Genomic DNA, 20,687 nt, shown 5'->3' on the forward strand with positions numbered 1-20,687 from the left:
ATCTGGCCTGAAGCTATCGTGCCTATTCGCTCTAAATTTTTTATTTCTGCTTAAGGGGCTATTAAGCGTTTCTTATTTAACTTCTTGGTTGTTAATTCTTTGGAATGATATTTATCTTCCTTCGCTTAACGTTACTTTGACCGACTAATAGACCGACCTAACGATATAAAAATAGAGACGGGTAAATAACTCCATTGGTTGGTACGGCAAAGAAAGTTGGTACAGCAAAGAAAAATGCTTTTTTACGTGCCGGCGCGGCCGCACGATTATATTTGTTTATAGGATATGACACATGAAGAATAGCCTCGGGCCTAATGCTACATTTTCATTTAATCGTCTGGCCAGCGCGTTGGCAATGGTTTTGAATTCTGCCCGCAAGGGGCGGCCAGAGGCGTATAGCGCTATGGGTGGTTCTGCCCGAAACGTACTTTTCGGCGCGTTAAGCGGTGGAGTGATGCTTATTGGCGGCAATGCGAATGCGGCTACCGATTGGATCGGCGGAGTCGATTCTCAATGGGCAACGGCGGCCAACTGGTCTCCGATGGGCACGCCTAATGCGGCTGGTCTGCAGGTGCAGTTTGTTGACGGCGATGCAAGCCTCAACGGTAAAACCCTCTCTCTGGGTTCTTCGACCTTTACGCTGGGTAGTCTGGCTGTAGGGGGTATTGATAATCGCTCTTTGCGGGCGTTTACCCTGAGCGGCGGCACGCTGAACTTTAACAACGCCGGTGCAGATTCTCTGATATCACTGTCTGGTAACCGGGCTGTGACCATTAACTCCGCTATCACCAGTGAAAATAACCTACATATCAGCAATACCAGCCCATACGGGACTAATCTGACGCTGGGCGGCACGCTAAATGGTGGTGCTAATAGCCTGATTTTTGACTCGGGTATCAATACCAAGATTGTGGCTAACGGTGTAATCGCCAATACCGCGTTAGTCACCAAAAATGGCGTAGGTACGCTGGCACTGAATGCGGCAAACACCTTTGCGAATAATTTCAATTTCGATGCAGGTACCATTATCGTCGGTAACAACGCGGCATTTGGTACTTCAACCATTGTGCTGGCTAACGGTGGTAACCCGATATTTGACGTGTCGTCCGGCAGCCGAACCCTGAGCAACCAAGTGGCGCTCAACGATGGCTTTTCCGTGCTGGGTTCAGGTAAAACCCTGACCCTGTCAGCCAGCCAGAATTCACCATTAACCGGCGTGCTCACGCTGAATACCGGTAACGTTGCCACGCTGGATTTGGGCTCCGCTTTTGCATTACAGGGCGCAGGCAGCCTGGTTAAGAATGGCTATGGTTCTCTGGTTCTTGAATCAAAAAATAATACCTTTGCGGGCGGGCTGAATGTTCAACAAGGAATCGTTAATACCGGCTCTTTTACTGACAATCTAGTTATCGGCGCTACCGACGGCGCTAACCATATGTTAGGAACCGGCGACATCAGTCTGACCGATTCCTCCTCCGCGTTGAATATTAACGCGGCTGCTGATGGAACGGTAAATTTTGCTGGCAGCCGTATCAGTGCCATTAACGGTGCAAAAATCAATGTGCTTAACGGCGCTGCGGTAACGCTTTCAGGCGGCACCCTAGATTTTGGTACCGGCGCGGCTAAAGGCGCTTTGAATTTCACCGGTTCGGTTACCTTGGGCAACGCTAGCTTCCTGCACGCAGTTGGGGCGGCAATGACCATCGGTAAAGACCTGACCTTTATGCCGGGTTCAACCATCGGCCAGTCGGGTATCGATTTAATTCTTAGCTCGGCAACCGCCCAGAAAATTAACGGTACGGGCAATATCAATGGGCTAAACGGATTGACTAAAACCGGTGGCGGTACGGCAACGGTTCAAAGCGGCCTGACGGGGTTGGGCGTGTCGAGCCTGTCGGCGCTGGGAGGGGTTTTAGATCTGGGCGATGCGGCGATCGTGACCAATACCGTTAATTTGGGAGGCGGTACGGTTAATCTGCATCAGACTAATCAGCTTTCCAGCCGAGCGAAGCTGTTTCTGCTAGATGATACCCGTTCTATCCTGAATTTTAACGGCTATGACCAGTCTTACTCGGGCATCAACTCAATCACCAATGGCCAATTGACGCTGGATATGGGCGGTGCGTCTTCAACGGCCAATACTATTTCACTGGGCGCGTTAACCGGTACCGCCGGTGCACTGCGCATCAGCGGTTGGGATGGATCGTTGACTTCGTCATTTGACCGCGTGCTGATTAACGGCCTGGCCAATGCCGAACAGCTCAGCTCAGTGTGGTTTCAGGGGTATGGGAAAGGTGCCGTTCAGGTTGATAATGAGCTACTGCCGGTAGCAAATATTTCATCGGAATGGAAAGGAACGGCCAACGACGGTCTCTGGAATAGCGGCATTAACTGGGTGGGCGACGATGCTTATAACGTGCCAAACCACACCGGGGCGGCGGTCACCTTTGGCAATAAGGCCGGTAATCTGGTCGGTAAAACCGTTTCGCTAGCCGGCGCTACGCGCACCGTTGGTTCCATTATCGGTGACTCTAGTATTTCATCCGGCAGAGGGTCGCTGCGGATTTCCAACGGAACCCTGATTTTTGATAGTGGCGCTGTCGGTGGCGTATCCCATATTACGGCAACGGCGGCGAATAACGTGTGGTTATTATTCGGCACGGATATGGTTTTCAACAACGATGTTGTCGTGAATTCCGAAAATGGCATCATTTATTTTAGCGGGCCCAGCCTCAACGGTAATGGGCGCGTTATTGTCAACGGCGGCCAGCTGCGTTTTACCCGAGCGGCTTTAGCGGCAGCAGCATGGAACGGTGGCATAACGCTGAGGTCCGGGCAGATTCTCGTTTATAGTAATAACAATCTGGGGACGGGAGATTTACGCATCGAGTCGGGCGCTATTGGTACCCAGTTTAATACCAATAAATATTCCATTAATAATCGGCTTGATATTGCCGGTGATTTTACCGCTGACTACGTGCGGTTTACCCACGCAGGCGATCTGGTACTCGATGCCGTTCACACCATTAATACCAATGGTTTATCGGTGGTGCCCGGCGAAATAGCATCAACCACCTTTAGCGCTGACGTTAACTTCACCGGCAGCGGCGGGCTAATCAAGTCGGGTAGCGGAACCTTAGAGATTCTTAGCCCGAACGGCACGTTTGGCGGGGGGCTGAGTGCCATAAACGGTACGCTGTTCACCACCTTAAGCAGTGATTTAACCCTTGGGCAGCTTAACGCGGGCCATAACTATCTTGGCTCGGCCGACGTTTCGGTTGGTTCAGCTACTGGTTCAGCTACCATTTCGGTTAACAGCGCGGGCTATGCAGGCTCACTATCGGATTCTGTTCTGAACTTGAATAATCAAGGGCAGTTCAAATTTCTCAATGGCGGTGCCTTTATTTTAGCCAGCGGAACGCTTGACGGTGGAACTGGCTCAAAAGGAACCTTAACCGTTGCCGGTGATTTAACGTTTGATGGTACTGCTTTGGTCAATATGCCGGGTATTGTCGTTGCTACTTCAACTAACTTAACCGGCGCTAGCCGCGTTTATTCTGGTAACGACGGGGTGATTTCCGGCCTGTCGAGCTTTACCAAAGCGGGTTCAGGCACCACCATTCTGGATAGTAGCGTTACCAGCCTCGCCGCCGATAATATTTATTTAACCGGCGGCGTTCTACAGCTTAGCGCCAATAATCAAATTGCGTCGACCAGCAACTTTGTGCTTAACGGCGGGGCGCTGAATGCCAATAACTTTACCGACAGTCTGGGCAAGCTTTACTTACGTAACGACTCTTCGTTACTGCTGGGTAGCAGCGGCGGTTTGACCTTTTCATCGGTTGCTGGCGGAGCCGCCGACTGGGTCGATGGCAAAATTTTGACTCTGCAAAATGAGGGGCAGGACTGGACGCAGGCGGGGAGTACCTATGTGCGCTTTTCGGCTAATCCTGATTTTACTTCCGCTCAGCTATCTAATATCGCCTTTACCGGCTATGAGTCTGGCTCTGTTTTATCTACTTCGCGGTATGGAGGTTTCTGGACCCTGCAGCCTGAGGGGCTGGTTACCAACGAATGGAGCGGGGCCTCCGGGGTTAGCAATAATTGGAGCCACGCCGGTAACTGGCTAACCGGCGTGGTGCCCGATGGTGCGGGCAAAAGCGCCACCGTTCGAGATGCCGATAGCAGCTTAAATAGCAAAATTATCAACGTTGATGCCGATTACTCCGTTGGTCGTTTGAATATTGAATCGAGCTCTGGTCAGTCTCTCACGCTGGGCGGTAGCGGGGTTTTGACCTTTGACGGTAACGGTGCCAATAGTCGGTTCCGCCACGCGGGCCTGAACACGGTAACCTTTTCCGCCAATAGCCATCTGGCCGGTACGCTAGCCTATGCGGATACGGTGGCGAATACCGCCGGTTATCTGGACTGGTCCGGTCGCATTGCCGGTAGCGGTGACATCATTAAAACCGGAGCCGGTACGCTGCGTTTATCGGGCGGTTCAGCCAATACCTATACCGGTGGTTTTTTATGGCAGGATGCCTCACTGATTCAGCTGAATAGCAATGGTTCTTTATTTGGCACCGGAGGCTTAACCATTGGTGACAACAGCGATAAAACCTACTCGCTGGAAACGCGCGGCGGCTCACTGGCCGTCGACGGGCCGGTTACCCTAGCCGGTAATCTGATGTTGCAAAAAGATACCAACCTCGGCATCGTCGACGCGTCGACAAGCGTCGGGCGAATGCTAACGTTGAACGGTCCTGTCACCTTAGCGAGCGGCAGCAAAACCATTAACGTCTATTCCAGCGCCAATGCCATTTATACACAAACGGATAACGTTGCCTTGAATTTAAACGGCAGGGTGACAGGAAGCGGTCATCTTTATAAGAATGGCTTAGGTTTTATCTATTTGAATGGTACGGGTAACGACTTTTCTGGCGGCTTTACCTTAAACCGCGGCGGCGTGAGCGTGGCTCACGATCGGGCTTTTGGCTCCGGGCTTTTGACCCTAGAGAGTGGAACGTTTGGCGTTTTGGCCACCACCAATGCCAGCCAGTCATCACCGCTGGTTTTCGATAACAGGTTGACGTTGGCCAATGGTACCACCATGAATGGTTACATTAAATTTGACTATAGCGGTATCAGTACGCTTACCAACATATTTAGTCTGGCTCAAACGGGCGCGTCTTCTCTGGTTGTTTTTGGCAAAGATCACGTTTTGGCCGGTAGCGGCGGGCTTCAAAAGGGAAGTCGAAGCGTTTACGCAAGCGATGGTATTTTGCGGCTGGAAGGCGCAAATACGTTTAGCGGCAGAGTTGATCATCAGTTCGGTACCATTCAGGTCGGGGTCGATTCGGTTAAAGAGGGTTCCGGTTTACTCAGTAGCGCACTGGGCATTGGTACTTATCACTGGAACGGCGGTACGCTTTCTGCCTACAGCGATACCGGTAGCCTCATCGCTTCCCGTCGGGTTTCTAATCCGATTAGTCTGAACAATAGTACCTCTGCATTTACCCGCGCCGGAGATGCCACCACGCTGATCCTCGATACGCCAACCATAACCCTGCGTAACGGTAAGCTAGACTGGGCCGTTACCGGCCACGATGCGGCGGCTATTTTGTCAGTAGAGTCCCGGTTTATCGATGCGGATGCGGCAACCAAAGGCGGTATCACGCTGCTTGGCCGCGGCACCATGGCGTTGAAGAACGCGAATAACCAAATATCCGATGGTATCCGCGTTAACTCCGGTGAGGCCACGCTGTTAGCTACCGCCGTGGGCGATGTGACTACCGGCGTTCTCGACGCTGACCACAATTACCTCGGTACGGGCCGACTAATTATCGATAGCGGCACCGTGCGCATTGCGACCACCGATGGTTCGACCGTCCGGCTGTCTGGCTTAGGCATGAATATGAACGATGCCGGTAGCCTGATGATTAGCGGCGGCAGCAATATTAGAACGCTGTTTGACAGCAATTCGCTGTTTACCGGCACCAATACCACCGGTTCTATCGCGGCTTCCGGTCAGTTGATTAAAGACGGGGCCGGTACCACCACGTGGGTTGGCGCTAAGCTGGCGGCTCCGGAACTGGTGCTGAACTCGAATGCTACCCTGTCGCTGACCAATACCAATCTGGTCGCTGGCGTTGGTCAACTGAGTATGAACGGCGGTACGTTGGCGGTTAACGGCCTGAACCAAACCTTTAGCCCATCGATGGCGCTGGTGCTCAATGCCGACAGCCATATTGATTTCGGCAGCGCCGGCAGCATCGTTACCGTCGGTTCACTCGACCTGTCGTCTGACGGTAAATCGGTTGGTCATTCGGCGCTAACCCTGAGTTTAGATAACTGGAGCGGTCTGGCCGGATCCGGCGGCGGCGCGGACCAGTTTCGGGTTACCAGCGGCCTGACCGATGGTCAAAAACTGTATAACGTCTGGTTTACCGGCGGTTATTCGCCGGGCGCTAAGGCTCTAATTAACCCAAATGGCCAAATCGAACTGGTGCCGCTGGGTAATGCCTACATCTGGAAAGGTACCGTCAATACCGCGAACGGCCAGTGGCAGGCGAATAGCTGGACTGACGTCGGTTCGCCGAACTCGGTAGGCGATGCCGCGATATTTACCGACCTGGATACGTCGATCAATGGCCAGACCATTTCGACCGGCAGTGGCGTAACCGTGGGGTCAATATCATTTGAAAGCACCGGTGGTCAGGCCTTTACCCTCAGCGGCGGAGCAATTACGTTAGATACCGGCGATGCAAACCAGCCCTCGCTAATCCGCTTGATTGGCAATGCTTCACCGACGATTGCCAGTGAGCTGAATCTAAAACGCATGCTGACGATCAATGAGAACGGTAGCGGCTTCCTGACGCTGAGCGGGGCCATCACCGGTCCGAATACCTCGATAACTAAAACCGGCGTTGGTACTCTGGCATTGCTCTCCGGTGCTTCGAATTTTACCAACGGTTTGACGGTTGATGGCGGAATGCTCCAGATTGGCGCATCAAGCGCTGTCGATGCGTTAGGCGGGGTATCGATGGGGCCGGTCGGCGTTGGCCGACTCTCGCTGAATAATGGCTCGTTCATTCAGGCGATTAACGGGGCTCAAATTCTGCATAACGGCATGACGTTTAACGGTCTGGTTAACGCTATTGGTCCTAATGCGCTAACGCTGGCCGGCTCAGCGGCGATGAGCGGCAACGTAGCTTCTGCTACTACGCTGAACGTTGCCGATGCGACAGGGCTACTGACCTTTGGCGCGAATCTGCCGTTGACCGGAAGCAGCGACCTGACTAAAACCGGTGCCGGTACGCTTAATTTTAATGCGAGCAGGGGCGATTTTTCCGGCCGCGTGATGGTTAACGCCGGGGCTATCGGTATCGGCAGCAACGGTGGCTTTGGGAACGGTTCGGTTATGTTGAATAACGGCACTACGCTGGCCGCCAATGCCACCGGCCTGTCTGTGGCTAACGGCATTGTGCTGGGAACGGGTAGCCAAACCATTACTACCGGTGCGCATCATCTGACGCTGGGCGGTACTATCTCGGGCTCAGGCAAGCTGTTGAAAACCGGTAGCGGTACTTTAACGCTGAGCAATACGTCGATCTATAGCGGCGGTACTGCGCTTACCAATGGTTCAATCACTCTGGCTAACGCCGACGGTGCGGGTAGCGGCGCTATTGCGTTGGCTGCGGGTACTACCCTGCATGCCGGTTTCTCTGACTCGGTGCTCGACAATGCCCTGACAGGTGGCGGTACGGTTAATATCAGGGGCAGCAATATTATGCTGGATGCGGATAATACTGCCTTTAGCGGAAGGTGGTCAGTGGATAACGGGGCTTCAGCTCAGGCGGGGCTGGCCAGTAGTCTGGGTAGCGTCGGCGTGGCGATTAACGGCACCGGCGTTCTGCGCATCACGCCAGCTTCCGACCATTTCATTTTTGATAACGCCCTGACCGGCTCCGGCATTTTGAGCGTTGCGCTGGGTGCTTCGACCGGCCAGTTTAGCTTTGGCTCCAACGTTGGCTCCGCGTTTACCGGCAATGCGGCGGTATCCGGCGGCCTGATGACGGTTGATGATAATGCATCCGTTGCCTTGACCAATGCTACGCTGCGCCTTGATAGCGGCGGTAAAGTTCAGGCTAGCGGCAATCAGTCGGTGGGTAACCTGCACTTTAACGGCGGTATGTTAATCGCCGGTCTGAATAGCACGGGTCAGGTAGTCGATAGCATTAGCGCTGGCGAGTTAGTGCTTACCAACGGTGTGGTACAGCTTGACCTGTCTGCTATCAGTACTGCCAGCGGGGTGCTGCTGACCGATGACGGTATTGTTAGCCAATTGGCGGCGACAACCGGCGTGATAACGGGTTCTGTGGCTAATTTGCAGATTGTTGGCGCAGACGGCATGGCGCCGGGCGCTTCCACTCTTCAGGATATTACCCAAGGGGGCCGTGCGGTTGCCAAAGGCACCTATACTCAAAGCCTCTCTTCCTCGGGTGATGGTGGTAACGGTCTTTATCTGGGCTATCAGCTTAATCAGCTTGACCTGCAGGCCTCACAGTTGCTGACGCTAAATGAAAGTACTGCCACCGGAAATGCCGCCGAGCTTAAGGCTAAAATTACCGGTAGCGGCAATTTGAACGTTGCGGCGACCAGCACCATCACCATTTCTAACGGTGCCAATAGTTACACCGGTGCCACGACGGTCTCTTCGGGCACGGCCAAGGCCGGGCTGGCTAACGTGTTTTTCAATAGCAATGCCATGACCATCAACAGCGGCGCTACGCTGGATATGAACGCCAAGGCGCAGCAGCTTAATAACTTATCTGGTGCAGGAACGGTATTACTTTCATCCACCCTGAGCGCTAACAGTACGGCCGATACGCTGTTCAGCGGTGTGCTCAACGGCAATAGCTTACTGATTAAAACCGGTAGCGGTCAGCTGAGCCTGTCAGGTGTCAACACTCTCGGCGGTGGTACTCAGGTCGATGGCGGTACCGTCAGGGTATTAAACAATCAATCGCTGGGTACGACCGCGGTTACCGTGGCATCCGGTGGCAATCTGGCTCTGGCTTTTAACGGTGCCGGTTTCAATAATGTGGTTTCAGGTGCGGGCCGGGCGATCGTTTCGGGCAACAACGTAGCCCTGACGGCAGCCAATACCCTGTCAGGCGTTTGGGACATCTCTGGCTCCGCCCGTGCCAACGCGATGACCCACCTCGGTAGCGCAACGGTTAATCTTAACGGCGCAACCAGCGCATTAAGCATGACGCCAGCGGCCGGTAATCTGTCGTTTGCTAATCGGCTGACGGGTAGCGGTACGCTAACGGCACAGCTGGCCAGTAACGCCAGTTCCTTTGATTTCACCTCTGGAGCGGGCAATAGCTTTAGCGGTATTTTTGACCTGAAAACCGGGGCGCTGGCCCTGTCGGGCAACAATACTGTTGCGCTGACTAACGCCACATTAGCCGCGGGCGCGGGCTCGGTCGTTACCGTTGGTCACGGTAATCAACAAATTGGTGGTCTGTCTTTTGCCGGTGGCCACGTGATTTTTGATGCGACGGTTCCTGCTCAATCTCAGGCTAACGGTATCATTACCGCTCAACGTCTTGACCTGAACGGGGCCGGTACGGTGCAGGTGGCCGTACCAAACAAGGTGCTGAATCCGTCGGTTCTGCCGATCGAGACTAACCTTCTGGCGCAGGATGACAGCGGCGCGATGGCTAAGCTGGCGGTGCTGGGAACCTCAGGATCGATTATCGGCGCGGGCGGTGCGCTAAGGTTGGTTGACCAGAACGGCGTGGCCATCAGCAACGGTAAATTGGTGGATATTTCTAACGGCACCGCTAAAGTGGCGACCGGTACTTACGACTATCGCCTCAATACCGGCACTGCCAATGACGGGCTGTATATAGCCTATGCGCTAAAAAACGTAGCGATTGAAGCAGGCCAGACGCTGACCTTAACGCCGTCATTGGGTGCGAGCGGGTTAGCCACCGATTTATCGGCTACCCTGACCGGCACCGGTAATGTCGACGTTGACGCGGGCGTCGGGAAAACCCTTTCCCTGACTAACTCGTTAAACCGCTACAGCGGCACGACGTTGGTCTCTTCCGGTACGTTGCAACTGGGGGCAAACAGCGTGCTGGGTAATACCAGCAATTTGAGTATTGCTTCGGGCGCGGCGGCCGATCTGAATAATTTTAGCCAAACTGTTGATACCTTCACCGGTTCGGCGGGTTCTGTTCTGAATCTGAACGGTGGCGCGTTGAGCATCAGCCACGGCGGCATTTCTGCCGGTTCGCTGACCGGCGCGGGCACCTTAGCGCTGAACGGTAACGACTTGGCGGTGAGCGGTGCTAACAGCGGGTTAGCGGCTAACGTCACCATCGCCGCCGGGGCTTCATCTCGCTTAAGCCATGTAGCAGGGCTGGGTAATACCGGCACCACCACCGTCATCGGCGCGCTGACTATTGATAATGCCACCGGTACGCTGTCGAAATCGCTGGCCGGTACGGGGCGGGTTAATCTGACCAATGCGGCCAACGTAACCCTGTCTGGCACCCATTCACTGTCCGGTTCATGGAATACGGCGGCAGGCACTACCCTGACGGCAACGGCCGAAACCAGCTTAGGCCGTGCGGCTATAAATAACGGCGGTAGCATGGTTGTTGATTCGGCTACCGACTGGACGATAGCCAATGCGCTGAACGGTATCGGTAGCTTAGCGAAGCGCGGAAGCGGTGAACTAACGATTGGCACGGCGAATAGCCGCAGCGGCAGTACCTCGGTTAGCGGCGGTAAACTGACGCTGACCCACTCTGGTGCCCTCGGCGGTGGAAATGTGGTGGTCAGTACCGCAACGGGCAGTGCGCAACAGGGCTTGAATCTGGCCTTTGGTACCGATCAAAGCTTTGCCAACGTTTTGTCGGGTAACGGCGTGACCTCGGTGGCCGGTGCGGGCATGGCGACGATTACCGGTATTAATACCGGTTACGCCGGGGGATGGGCTATTTCCGGTAACGCGACGGTTGATTCAGCGACGGCAAGTTCGAGCGTTAACCTCGGTTCTGGCGCAGTAGATCTGGCCAGCGGCGGTATTCTGAACGTGCATAGCCATAATGCCTTTGCGTTTACTAATGCACTGACCGGCGGCGGTAGGCTGAACGTATCTAATAACGATCATGCCTTCTCGTTCAGTACCGGCAATGCCTTTACCGGGACCGTTGCTCTGGCCGATAACCAGTTTGATCTGTCGGGCACCAATACGGCGGCGCTGGGCGGTGCCACACTGTTGGTGGGTTCCGGCAACGTGACTACCGTGGGTAGCGGCATTCAGCATATCGGCGGCTTAGCGCTGGCCGGTGGCAAAATAAATTTCACCGCCACCCGCGTTCCTGCGCACTCGGCCGCTGAAGGTAGTATCACCGTCGGTACGCTGGCCGTGACTGCCGCCAGCGAGATAGCCATTAATACTGCCACCGGCGGGCTGATCAACCCGACTCGGCAGGGCAGCACTAATCTGCTGGCTCAGGATGATAACGCTCAGGTGAAGCTGGTGGGGGCAAGCCGTATTGCGGCGGGCTCATCGGCGGGTAATCTGACGTTGGTTGATGCTGCCGGTGCGCCAGTCACCCATGCCGCTCAGGTCGATATTGTTGAAGGTGGCTTTACTGCGGCGGTGGGTACTTACGACTACGCCTTGACCTTCGGCAGCGCCAATGACGGGCTGTACTTGGGGTATGGCCTGAAGCAGCTTAACCTGCTGGCCGGGAACCGGCTAACCTTAGCGCCAGAGGCGGGTGCCTCCGTGTCTGCTTCTGACCTGAATGCCAAACTCACCGGCGGCGGTAGTCTGGCGATTAATGCCGGTAACGGGCAGGCTATTTCCCTGTCTAATGCCACCAATAATTATACCGGAGAAACCGTAGCGCAAACCGGTACCCTTCAGCTGGGAGCGGACACGGCTCTCGGGCGAACCTCGAATCTGGCGATTAATCGCGGCGCTAGCGTAGATATGAATGGCCGCTCCCAGACCGTGGGTGCGCTGTCGGCCTATGCCGGGGGCGTGCTGAACCTGAGCGGTATTCTGACCATCTCTGACGCTCAGCGTGCGGTGGGCAGCACCGACGGTGGGCTGGTGGACAACAATACGTTGTTCAGCAACGGGAGCTTAGTGATTGACCCATCGATTGTTCATGTGAACGGCACTCAACTGGGCTATAGCGGACGGGTACAGGTGACCGGCGGCTCGCGGCTGGTGCTGAACGCTGCGAATGCGTTTGATAATGCCCACGGCATTACGCTGGTCAGTGCGGCAGATAACGTGACGTTCGGTGACCTGTCGGGTTATCACGCGCCGTGGACCGCAACGCCGATTGGCACTACCAAGGTCGGCTTCTCCGGTGTGGGTACGGTTGAACTACGCGACGGTGCCAGTATTGCTCTGACGGGTGACAGCTCCGGCTTCGGCGGTACCTTTGACATTGCCGGTGGCTCCACGCTCACCGACTCGGGGGCCAACAGCGTTGGTACGGCGGCTATTCACAACGCGGGCAAGCTTATTGTTAATGCCAGCAGCGATCGGGTATTCAACAATGCCGTCAGCGGTAACGGCAGCGTGGAGAAAATCGGTTCAGGCACCGTATGGATTGATTCGGCCCTAAGCAACTTCACCGGTAGTTCCATGGTCAGCGATGGCGTATTGATCGTCGGCGAACGCGTGACCTCCGGAGCCCGTATGGCGGGCGATCTGGCGGTTGGAACCAACGGCCTGCTCTCGGGTACCGGTACTATTAGCGGTAACGTGGTGAATAACGGGCGCATCGTGGCATACAACGTATTACCCGGCGTTAATGGTTACGGCGATAACAGCGTATCTAATCTGACAACCGGGGCGCTGACTAACTCAGGCGCTATTCAACTGGCCGGCCAGTCTGTGGGGAATACGCTGACGGTGCGAGGGGGAATGACCGGTACGGGCGGGAGCGTGGCGATTAATACCGTTCTGGGCAATGACGGCTCAGCGACCGACCGACTGATTCTGGACGGCGGGAATACCACGGGTTCCACCCATCTGGTGGTGTTGAATCAACAGGGTACCGGCGCGCAGACCAATATCGGTATTCTGGTGGTGGATGCGATTAACGGCGCTACCACTGACGGGGGGGCCTTCACGCTGTCGTCGGCTTCGTCTGGCTATCGTTCAACCACGGGGACTATTGCGGCAGGTGCCTATGACTACCGTTTAGTCCGTGGCGGCACGGGCGGCAATGCCGACAGCTGGTATCTGAGCTCTGGCGGTAGCGGCGCTAGCGGCTGTAATAACTGTAATACTGACAATATGCGCCCTGAAGCGGGCATTTACGGTGGCAATATGCAGGCTTCACTGGCGATGTTTATGATGAGCCTGCGCGACCGTGAAGGCTACACCCATACGGGGAGTGGTCAGGGTATCGATGACGGTTTGAGCAGTTGGGGCCGGGTTATGGGCAGCCATTCCACCGGTAGCATGGGCGGTGCGCTATCAACTTCCGCTGATATGACCGTTATGCAGGTTGGTGCCGATTTGCTGCATCAATACGATCCGCAAAACGGGTCGCTGTATGCCGGTATTATGGGCGGATGGGGCTATGCCAGCACCGATTCAGACAGCCGCCGCGATAATCAAAAAAGCGCATCCGGTTCAGTTAACGGCTATTCGCTGGGGGTGTACGGCACGTGGTATCAGAACGATAAAAAGCCGGGCGGCGCATATATAGACGGCTGGGCTCAGCACGGCTGGTTTAGCAACGATGTTAACGGTGGCGGTTTACCGAAAGAGGAGTATGACGCTCGCGCGGTTACTCTGTCTGTTGAAACCGGCTACGGTTACATGCTGAGCGAACAGCCAAAAACCAGGTTGTTTATCGAACCGCAGGTTCAGGTGGCATACGCGTGGTATAACGCCGATGGCTTCCGGGACCACGGCGGTACTCGCGTTGGTATTCATGACGGTGATGGCTATATTGCCCGCGCCGGTGCTCGCCTGTACGGGGTTCACGAAATGGATAACGGCCAAACCGTGCGTCCGTTTGTGGAAGTGAACTACTGGCATAACCAGAACGTGGGGCGCGTGGTGATGGGTAATGATTCGGTACAAAACGGTACGCCGAAGAACGTTGGTGAGATTAAAACCGGCGTGGTGACCGATGTGTCGAAAAACTGGCAGGCGACCGGCCAGATCGGCACGCAGTCAGGCGGTGATTTTACCGCGGTTACCGGTCAGCTTGGTGTTAAATACAGCTGGTAATACGGCGGGTAAAGGCCGTGGGTAAATAGCGTAGGTAAATAACGTGGGTAAATAAAGTCAATAAAAGGGCCGCGTCCGGTAATACCGGGCGCGGCCTTCAACGTAATAGATTGTTGATACCCGCTCAGAGTGATGCGGTAATCTTGCCGGTTTCCCTCGGTTTCCTCTGCTTAATTTCTCCGGTCATCACATCACAATATCGGCTCGGCCATATCTCGCTCGGATGAACGCCGATCGCCTTGGCGATTAGCCACTCACCTTTCGGCCATGGGCGAATTAACGCATTCGCCAACGTAGATGAACTCAGCCCGGCAGAGCGTGAGAGGGCGGCTAAGGTGGTGCCTTTCTTACGCAGCGCGGCAATGATATCGGCGGGGTGAACGTCGGGTTGAATCGTCATTCTCCACCTCCGGCACCGAGCAGCGACAATAACGCACGCTGCTTTTCCAGCAGTATAAAGGTCAGTGACTCTTTTAGCGCAGGGTGTTCAATGCCGGTTAAGGTATAGGCCAGAGCAAAGCATTGTTCAGCCAGCTCGGTTGTATTGAGCGGTGTGCTATCGATGAGTTTAAACATGGGATTTTCCTCCCATAACCCGAGAGTAACAGACTGAGATTAAATACAAATTCTTGGAAGCAGATCGACTATTCGATAAAATTTCCGGTACAAATTGAGGGCGAGATTGCGTATGCTCTCTTACAGCCATGAGTTACCTCTTCTCGTAACGTTGTGGTTAGAAACCCCGTTAGTGCTAGTTACACTGCGGGGTTTTGCCTTTCTGTTTACAGCCAATATAACGGCTGGTGGAAACACGGTATATATGTACAGTGAATGGGTCAATTGGTGGACGAGGGGATTTGGGGGAGAATTTTAGTTTTTGGGGAGAGATCGCAGAAAGATGTAATGGGATTGTTTAACGAGAATGGTTAGCTCGATCTGGCTAATAGCGCTATCAGTGAGATTCTTGCCGGATGCTTCAAGCTTAGCTAATGGAACTCGAAGCCGATTATTATTCACTATAGTTAAGGCCCGGATACGGTGCCCATTGAACAACTTATCAGCAATAAAGTCCATGCTCTAGCACGGGTCTATTGCCGTCACTTTCGGGCGGCTTCGCCGATGAGTGGTACTCACATGCCGTCTTGATGAAAAGAAGGGCCGAAACTCTAATTTACGCTGGTACTGAATAAACGAAAGAGATAAAAATTAATATAAGATTAATATTGAAACTTTTTACAAGGGAATATCAAATATTACGTGGGCGGTAAATTAAAGTTAATTTATGGAATTAGATAAGTCATTTGAATGTAATGCAGCGTAATTTTAATTAGCCACATTTTCATTATTGTTTATATTTTACGAATTTTTTCTGTTCCATTGGTAAGGTTTCCCAACTTTTTAGGCGGCTGGGAAGCCTTACCTGCTTGGTCTGCATTTCCGATTGCCCACGTAATGTCGTTGATTATTACGCTGTCATTATTTGTCTTGCAGCCTGTAATTATCGCCATAATGCAAGTGCTTAAAATAATAATGATTTTAAGCATTGAGCCATTTTGGCTAATCGATAGCGCATATTATCCGCCTCATTGTTGTAATTTTTTGGCGCGTCTAGATCTTGATTTGTCGCTGAAATTTATCAGCCGGGAAGCCAATGTAGAATGCGTTTATTGAACGCTTCAATCAAACGTACAGGACGGATGTTTTGGACTATTACCCGTTTAGAATACTGAGGGACGTTCGGGAAACACGGGAAAAGCGGCTGATGAAATACAGCAGTGAGTGGGCACTCCAATCACTGAACAACCTGACGCCGGAGGCATATCGGCTGATACATCAACAATCGGAAATCTTAAAAATAGTTTCGATGAAATTTTCACTAACAAATAGATAGGCTAGATTTAGATGGGGTTATCGGTTTTTTTAATTATTTTCAATCTGTTAGGTTATGGTTGAGATTTGTTGAGATGATATTCTACATGAATAATCATCGCCGCTATGGGAGACATTTTAAAAATGACAATAATAACTGGATATATTATATAATATTCTATATTACATTATATTTAATCAATTATTATAATGAGTAAACTCGTTTGGCTATTGTAAGCAACAATTTGAATGTTGTTATATTGTTGTAAAATGATGGATCAAGTTGTTGTTTATTTTATTTTAAAATAGTCAATACCTCATCTTGGTTATAATAAAATTGCATTGACCTATTGGCTCAATTATTGATAAAGTAGATATATCGTATAAAGCAAAACTAATTCATTGATGTGTCTTCTATGCATTTTTTTCGTCTTTAATGGAGTTAGAACAAAATGGACTATAGGGAGCTATCTCAAATAAAGCGCTTAAGTCCTTATTCTAATTTATTAAATAGCAACACGATTGGAAAGAATGACATTTTTTCTTTTCAATGTTGTTATATTATTGTGAAATAATGGGTTAAATAGTTATAAATATCCTTCTAAAATGATCAATACCTTATTTGGGTTATAAAAGGGGTGTGTTGATCTATTGGGCCGGTTATTGATACGGCAGAGATATCTTGTAACGTGAAATTAATTCATTGATGTATGTTCTATATGTTTTTATCGTTTTTAAATGGAGTTAAAACAAAATGGGCTATAGGGAAGTATCTCAAATGAAGGACTTACGTCCTCGTTCTAATATATTCAATAGCAACACGATTGGAAAAAATACCATCTTTTCTTTAAGCCGTATTTCTGCTGCAGTTCTGCTGGCTTTAGTCTTTTTACCGGAAGCCTTAGCTCAATGTACTCCTGATAGTAGTGGATCGAAATTTACCTGCTCAGGCTCTGCATCTGACCATGTCTTACTTGATTTGACGGGAAATACCGGCGATGTGCAGGTTACGAGCACGCCTGATTACGTTTCTAACGATAGTCTCTATATCGGTAATAAATGGTCATTATCTAGCGGTATCTCAGAGCCCTATATAGAAGGTGATGATAGCGCGTTTCGTTCAAATAGCCTGTCTGTTATCTTGGAAGCGGGTAACAAACTATCTCAGGATATAACACCGGAGCAGGAGTCTTTTCGCCGGGCTCTGTATATCGAGGCCTCAACCAACAAACTTTCGGTTATGGTGAATCGCGATATTGAACAGTCACTGTATGGCAGCGGAGAGAGTACCTTCGGTTATCAGCATGTAATAGATATCAGAAATGTGCTGGATAACGTTGATTACATGCCTGGACTTGGAAATGATTTTTATAGCCCAACTGAGAATGATATCTCCATAAGCGGAAATATCCGACAAACGGCTATCAATACTGATCTATATCGTATTCACGCAAATGAATATGGCGGTTTTATTGGCGTCAATGCAGCCGTTGCGGGTATTAAAAATCGTATTGTGGTATCGGGTGATATTACACAAGATATTATCTCTGATAGTCTTTATGGCAGCTTTTCCACCTCTGTGGCTGATATTGCGGCAGTCAACATTTTTAGTAACTCAAAAATATTTGGTAGCAACTATTCTGCGCGATTTGCTCCTCTGTCCATTGTAGAAAAAGCAGAAAATTACATAGACATCTCTGGAAATATAAAACAAAACTTCTCTATACGTGACGAGCTTATGGGCTATGTTCAAAGCGGCTCTAACTACATAAATAACGCGGTATTTGTTAATGTTGGCGGGGTTAACAACACGGTCCTGATTTCAGGCGATATAGAAAAAACCACGTCAGCAAAAGTCATAAATGAAATGATAGGCGGTGGTGTTAACGTTCAGAGCAATGTCTATGATGGCCTTAATACTGGGGTAATGAGCGTCGCGTCTACGCCTGACGCTGGTTTTTTTATTCATGATATTGTTAATAACGTTAATATTAGCGGCAACATTAAGCAAACCGTAGCGGCTGATACTGTTCAGTCTGATACGAGCGCCAGTTCGGGCAGACAGGCTTTTTCCACTGCGGGCGTTCAGGTGATGGGTAATCAGAATACGATTTCTGTTTCCGGAGACGTCAGCAAAGAAATCGATATTACTAGCCTCTTTAACGCCCCTCCCGGAACGGCTATTCTTGTTCAGGCTAATGCAACGCCCTTAGGCGGCTTCAGTGCCAACCGCCTCAGCTTCACGCCAGAAATGTGGGATATGGTGGCACGTACGCAAAACAAAATTGATATTTCGGGTAATGTTATACACCGGATGACCGGTGGCCAGCACTCGATGGAAATGATGTATGACAATATCAACCACTCCAGCGTAGATATTAATGCAAACGGAATTAACAATATAATTTCTGTTTCCGGTGATATTGAAAAGTCATTCAGCGGCGAGTTCACAATAATGCCGCTTTACAGCAATGCCGCTTTAGCCATTAGGTCGAATATTACTGAAGTACGTCAGAACGCGGGAATGCCAATCTTATATTCTCCTTTTGCCAACATACTGGAAAAGACGCAAAATAGTATTCACGTATCCGGTAACGTCAATCAGGAGATAAGTTACCAAGGATCTGGGAGTTCTATATATTCTCGTAACTTTGATAGTAATTTTGAACCTTCATCTGAGCTATTTGCTACGGATATTGTCGTAGCGGGTCGTAATAGCACGCTGTTGATTTCAGGAAACACGGATAGTTCAGTATCACTGAACTCAAGTGAAGACGATCCAATACCGGCTCATGCGGGTGGTATTCGTTTAAGAAACTATTATGGTGATATGGATACGGTTATCACCGGTAAGATCACCGTTAGCGATGCAAAAGACGTGGTTAATGGTTTATTGAATACGACCCCACCATCACGGTGTCTGACGGTCATTGGTTCAGGGTGCCCGGGCGGTACGGACGATATTAAATATGCTTCTGTGGGCGTCAGGGCAACCAACTACGGCGATGCACTCAATTTAGCGATAGAAGGCGATATCGTCAGTTCCGGTATTGGTATTCAGGTAAGGCCATTCGCTGAAAACCCGACAATTATCACTGAAGATTGGGGTGGTGAATTATTACTCAAGGGCAAAGGCGATGTGATGGTCGATATTGCTGCCCGGGTACAAGGTTCAGGTGGATATGCGCTCGAAGCCTCACGGATGACGGAAGGCAATTTCACTCTGGGGCTGCGTGATAGCTGGGGGCTGGACGGTGCGGCCTATGTAGCATACAGCAACCCGAATAATACTTTACTGTTACACGGCGAGACGAATACCGGCCTTGATCTGACTCGGTTATCCCGCGTGGGCGACTGGGAATGGGCTGACTCTGCGGGAAGTCTGACCGGATATACGCTGTCAGGAAATACCATCGCAAACTTCCATCATCTGGTGAAAGACGGTAGTTCAAGCTGGACGATGACGGGAACGCAATCTGACGGCGGCTTCCGTGATGCTGCTATCCGTAATGGTATGCTGATTTTGGATGAGGCAACATTACTGATGGACAAAACCGCTAGAGACAGTACGGGCAATATTGATCCGTCGATTAATTACTCAGGTCTGTTAGCCATTGAATCTACGGGTGCACTCGGTGTTAAAGGTTCGTCATTTATTCACGGTGGCGATGTAAGCAACGCTGGACTGATCAATCTTAATACCAACAGTTCTGCCGCTAACCGCTTAACCATTGATGGCAACTATACTACGGATGGCGGAACCATCGCTTTTGGTACCACCTTAGGTAACGATAGCTCCGCAACCGACCACGTAACCATTACCGGAAGTACTGATGGTCATGGTCAGGTTTCAGTGAGCAATATTGGCGGACAGGGTGCCCAGACTATCCAGGGTATTGAACTGATTAATGTTCAGGGGCGCTCTGATGCAACTTTTACAAAAGCCAGCCGTATTGTCGCGGGCGCTTATGACTATGATCTGGTGAAAAAAGGGAATAACTGGTATCTCACCAGTACGCTATCACCCGCTACCCCAGATGATACTCCTCAGGCGTTTCCTAATAATGATGAGTCTGGAACTTTCGTGCGCCCTGAGGCGGGTTCTTATCAGGCTAACCAAATTGCGGCTAATTCATTATTCCTGATGCGGTTACACGATCGAGGCGGCGAACGCCAGCGTAAAGACCCTATCACCGGGGAAGAGATGAAAGGCATGTGGATGCGTCATGAATTTGGAAAAATGGATTTCCGTGATAGCTCTACAAATCTAGCCAGTGAAACTAACCGTTATGTCACTCAGATTGGTATCGATCTGATTGAAGGCAGCAGTAACGGGCAGGACCATCTGGTGGGTGGTCTTATGGCGGGCTACGGTAAAACCAATAGTACAACCAGAGCCAAACTGAAAGGTTACCATTCTCGCGGCGAAACTGACGGCTGGAGCTCGGGGATTTACGGCACATGGTTTGAAGACGGTAAAACTCAAGAAGGTGCTTACGCCGATAGCTGGCTACTGTATAGC

At 51.3% G+C, this 20,687-nt stretch carries 4 protein-coding genes and 2 pseudogenes; 3 read left to right on the plus strand and 3 right to left on the minus strand.

The features are described 5' to 3' along the window. The first annotated feature begins 292 nt into the window (after positions 1-292). Positions 293-14,296 carry an autotransporter outer membrane beta-barrel domain-containing protein gene (locus GVI43_RS09770; RefSeq protein ID WP_159566678.1) on the plus strand — a complete coding sequence of 4,668 codons (14,004 nt, stop codon included), beginning with the start codon at positions 293-295 and terminating at the stop codon, positions 14,294-14,296. A gap of 124 nt (positions 14,297-14,420) precedes the next feature. On the opposite strand, the gene GVI43_RS09775 is transcribed toward GVI43_RS09770, so the two are convergent. The 3 genes and pseudogenes from GVI43_RS09775 to GVI43_RS15900 all read right to left on the minus strand — a co-directional run. Continuing rightward, a complete protein-coding gene (locus tag GVI43_RS09775; RefSeq protein ID WP_159566679.1) occupies positions 14,421-14,696 on the minus strand; it encodes a helix-turn-helix domain-containing protein in 276 nt (91 codons plus the stop codon). Next, positions 14,693-14,872, minus strand: a complete 180-nt coding sequence (locus GVI43_RS09780; protein WP_159566680.1) for a hypothetical protein — start codon at positions 14,870-14,872, stop codon at positions 14,693-14,695. The genes GVI43_RS09775 and GVI43_RS09780 overlap by 4 nt, the downstream gene beginning before the upstream one ends. A 432-nt stretch (positions 14,873-15,304) precedes the next feature. Beyond that, positions 15,305-15,439: pseudogene (locus GVI43_RS15900) on the minus strand (IS3 family transposase); the annotation flags it as partial. Positions 15,440-15,953: 514 nt separating this feature from the next. Between GVI43_RS15900 and GVI43_RS09785 the strand changes: the two are divergent. Continuing rightward, a pseudogene (locus tag GVI43_RS09785) lies at positions 15,954-16,187 on the plus strand (integrase core domain-containing protein); the annotation flags it as partial. A gap of 756 nt (positions 16,188-16,943) precedes the next feature. After that, positions 16,944-20,687: autotransporter family protein (locus GVI43_RS09790; RefSeq protein WP_159566681.1), on the plus strand; the 3,744-nt coding region annotated here is incomplete at its 3' end.

It is taken from the genome of Budvicia diplopodorum (genome assembly GCF_009800925.1).
Taxonomy (GTDB): domain Bacteria; phylum Pseudomonadota; class Gammaproteobacteria; order Enterobacterales; family Enterobacteriaceae; genus Budvicia; species Budvicia diplopodorum.

Coding starts and splice junctions, on each gene's coding strand:
- GVI43_RS09775 (WP_159566679.1), bottom strand. CDS start 14,696: ATGACGATTCAACCCGACGTTCACCCCGCCGATATCATTGCCGCGCTG.
- GVI43_RS09780 (WP_159566680.1), bottom strand. CDS start 14,872: ATGTTTAAACTCATCGATAGCACACCGCTCAATACAACCGAGCTGGCT.
- GVI43_RS09770 (WP_159566678.1), top strand. CDS start 293: ATGAAGAATAGCCTCGGGCCTAATGCTACATTTTCATTTAATCGTCTG.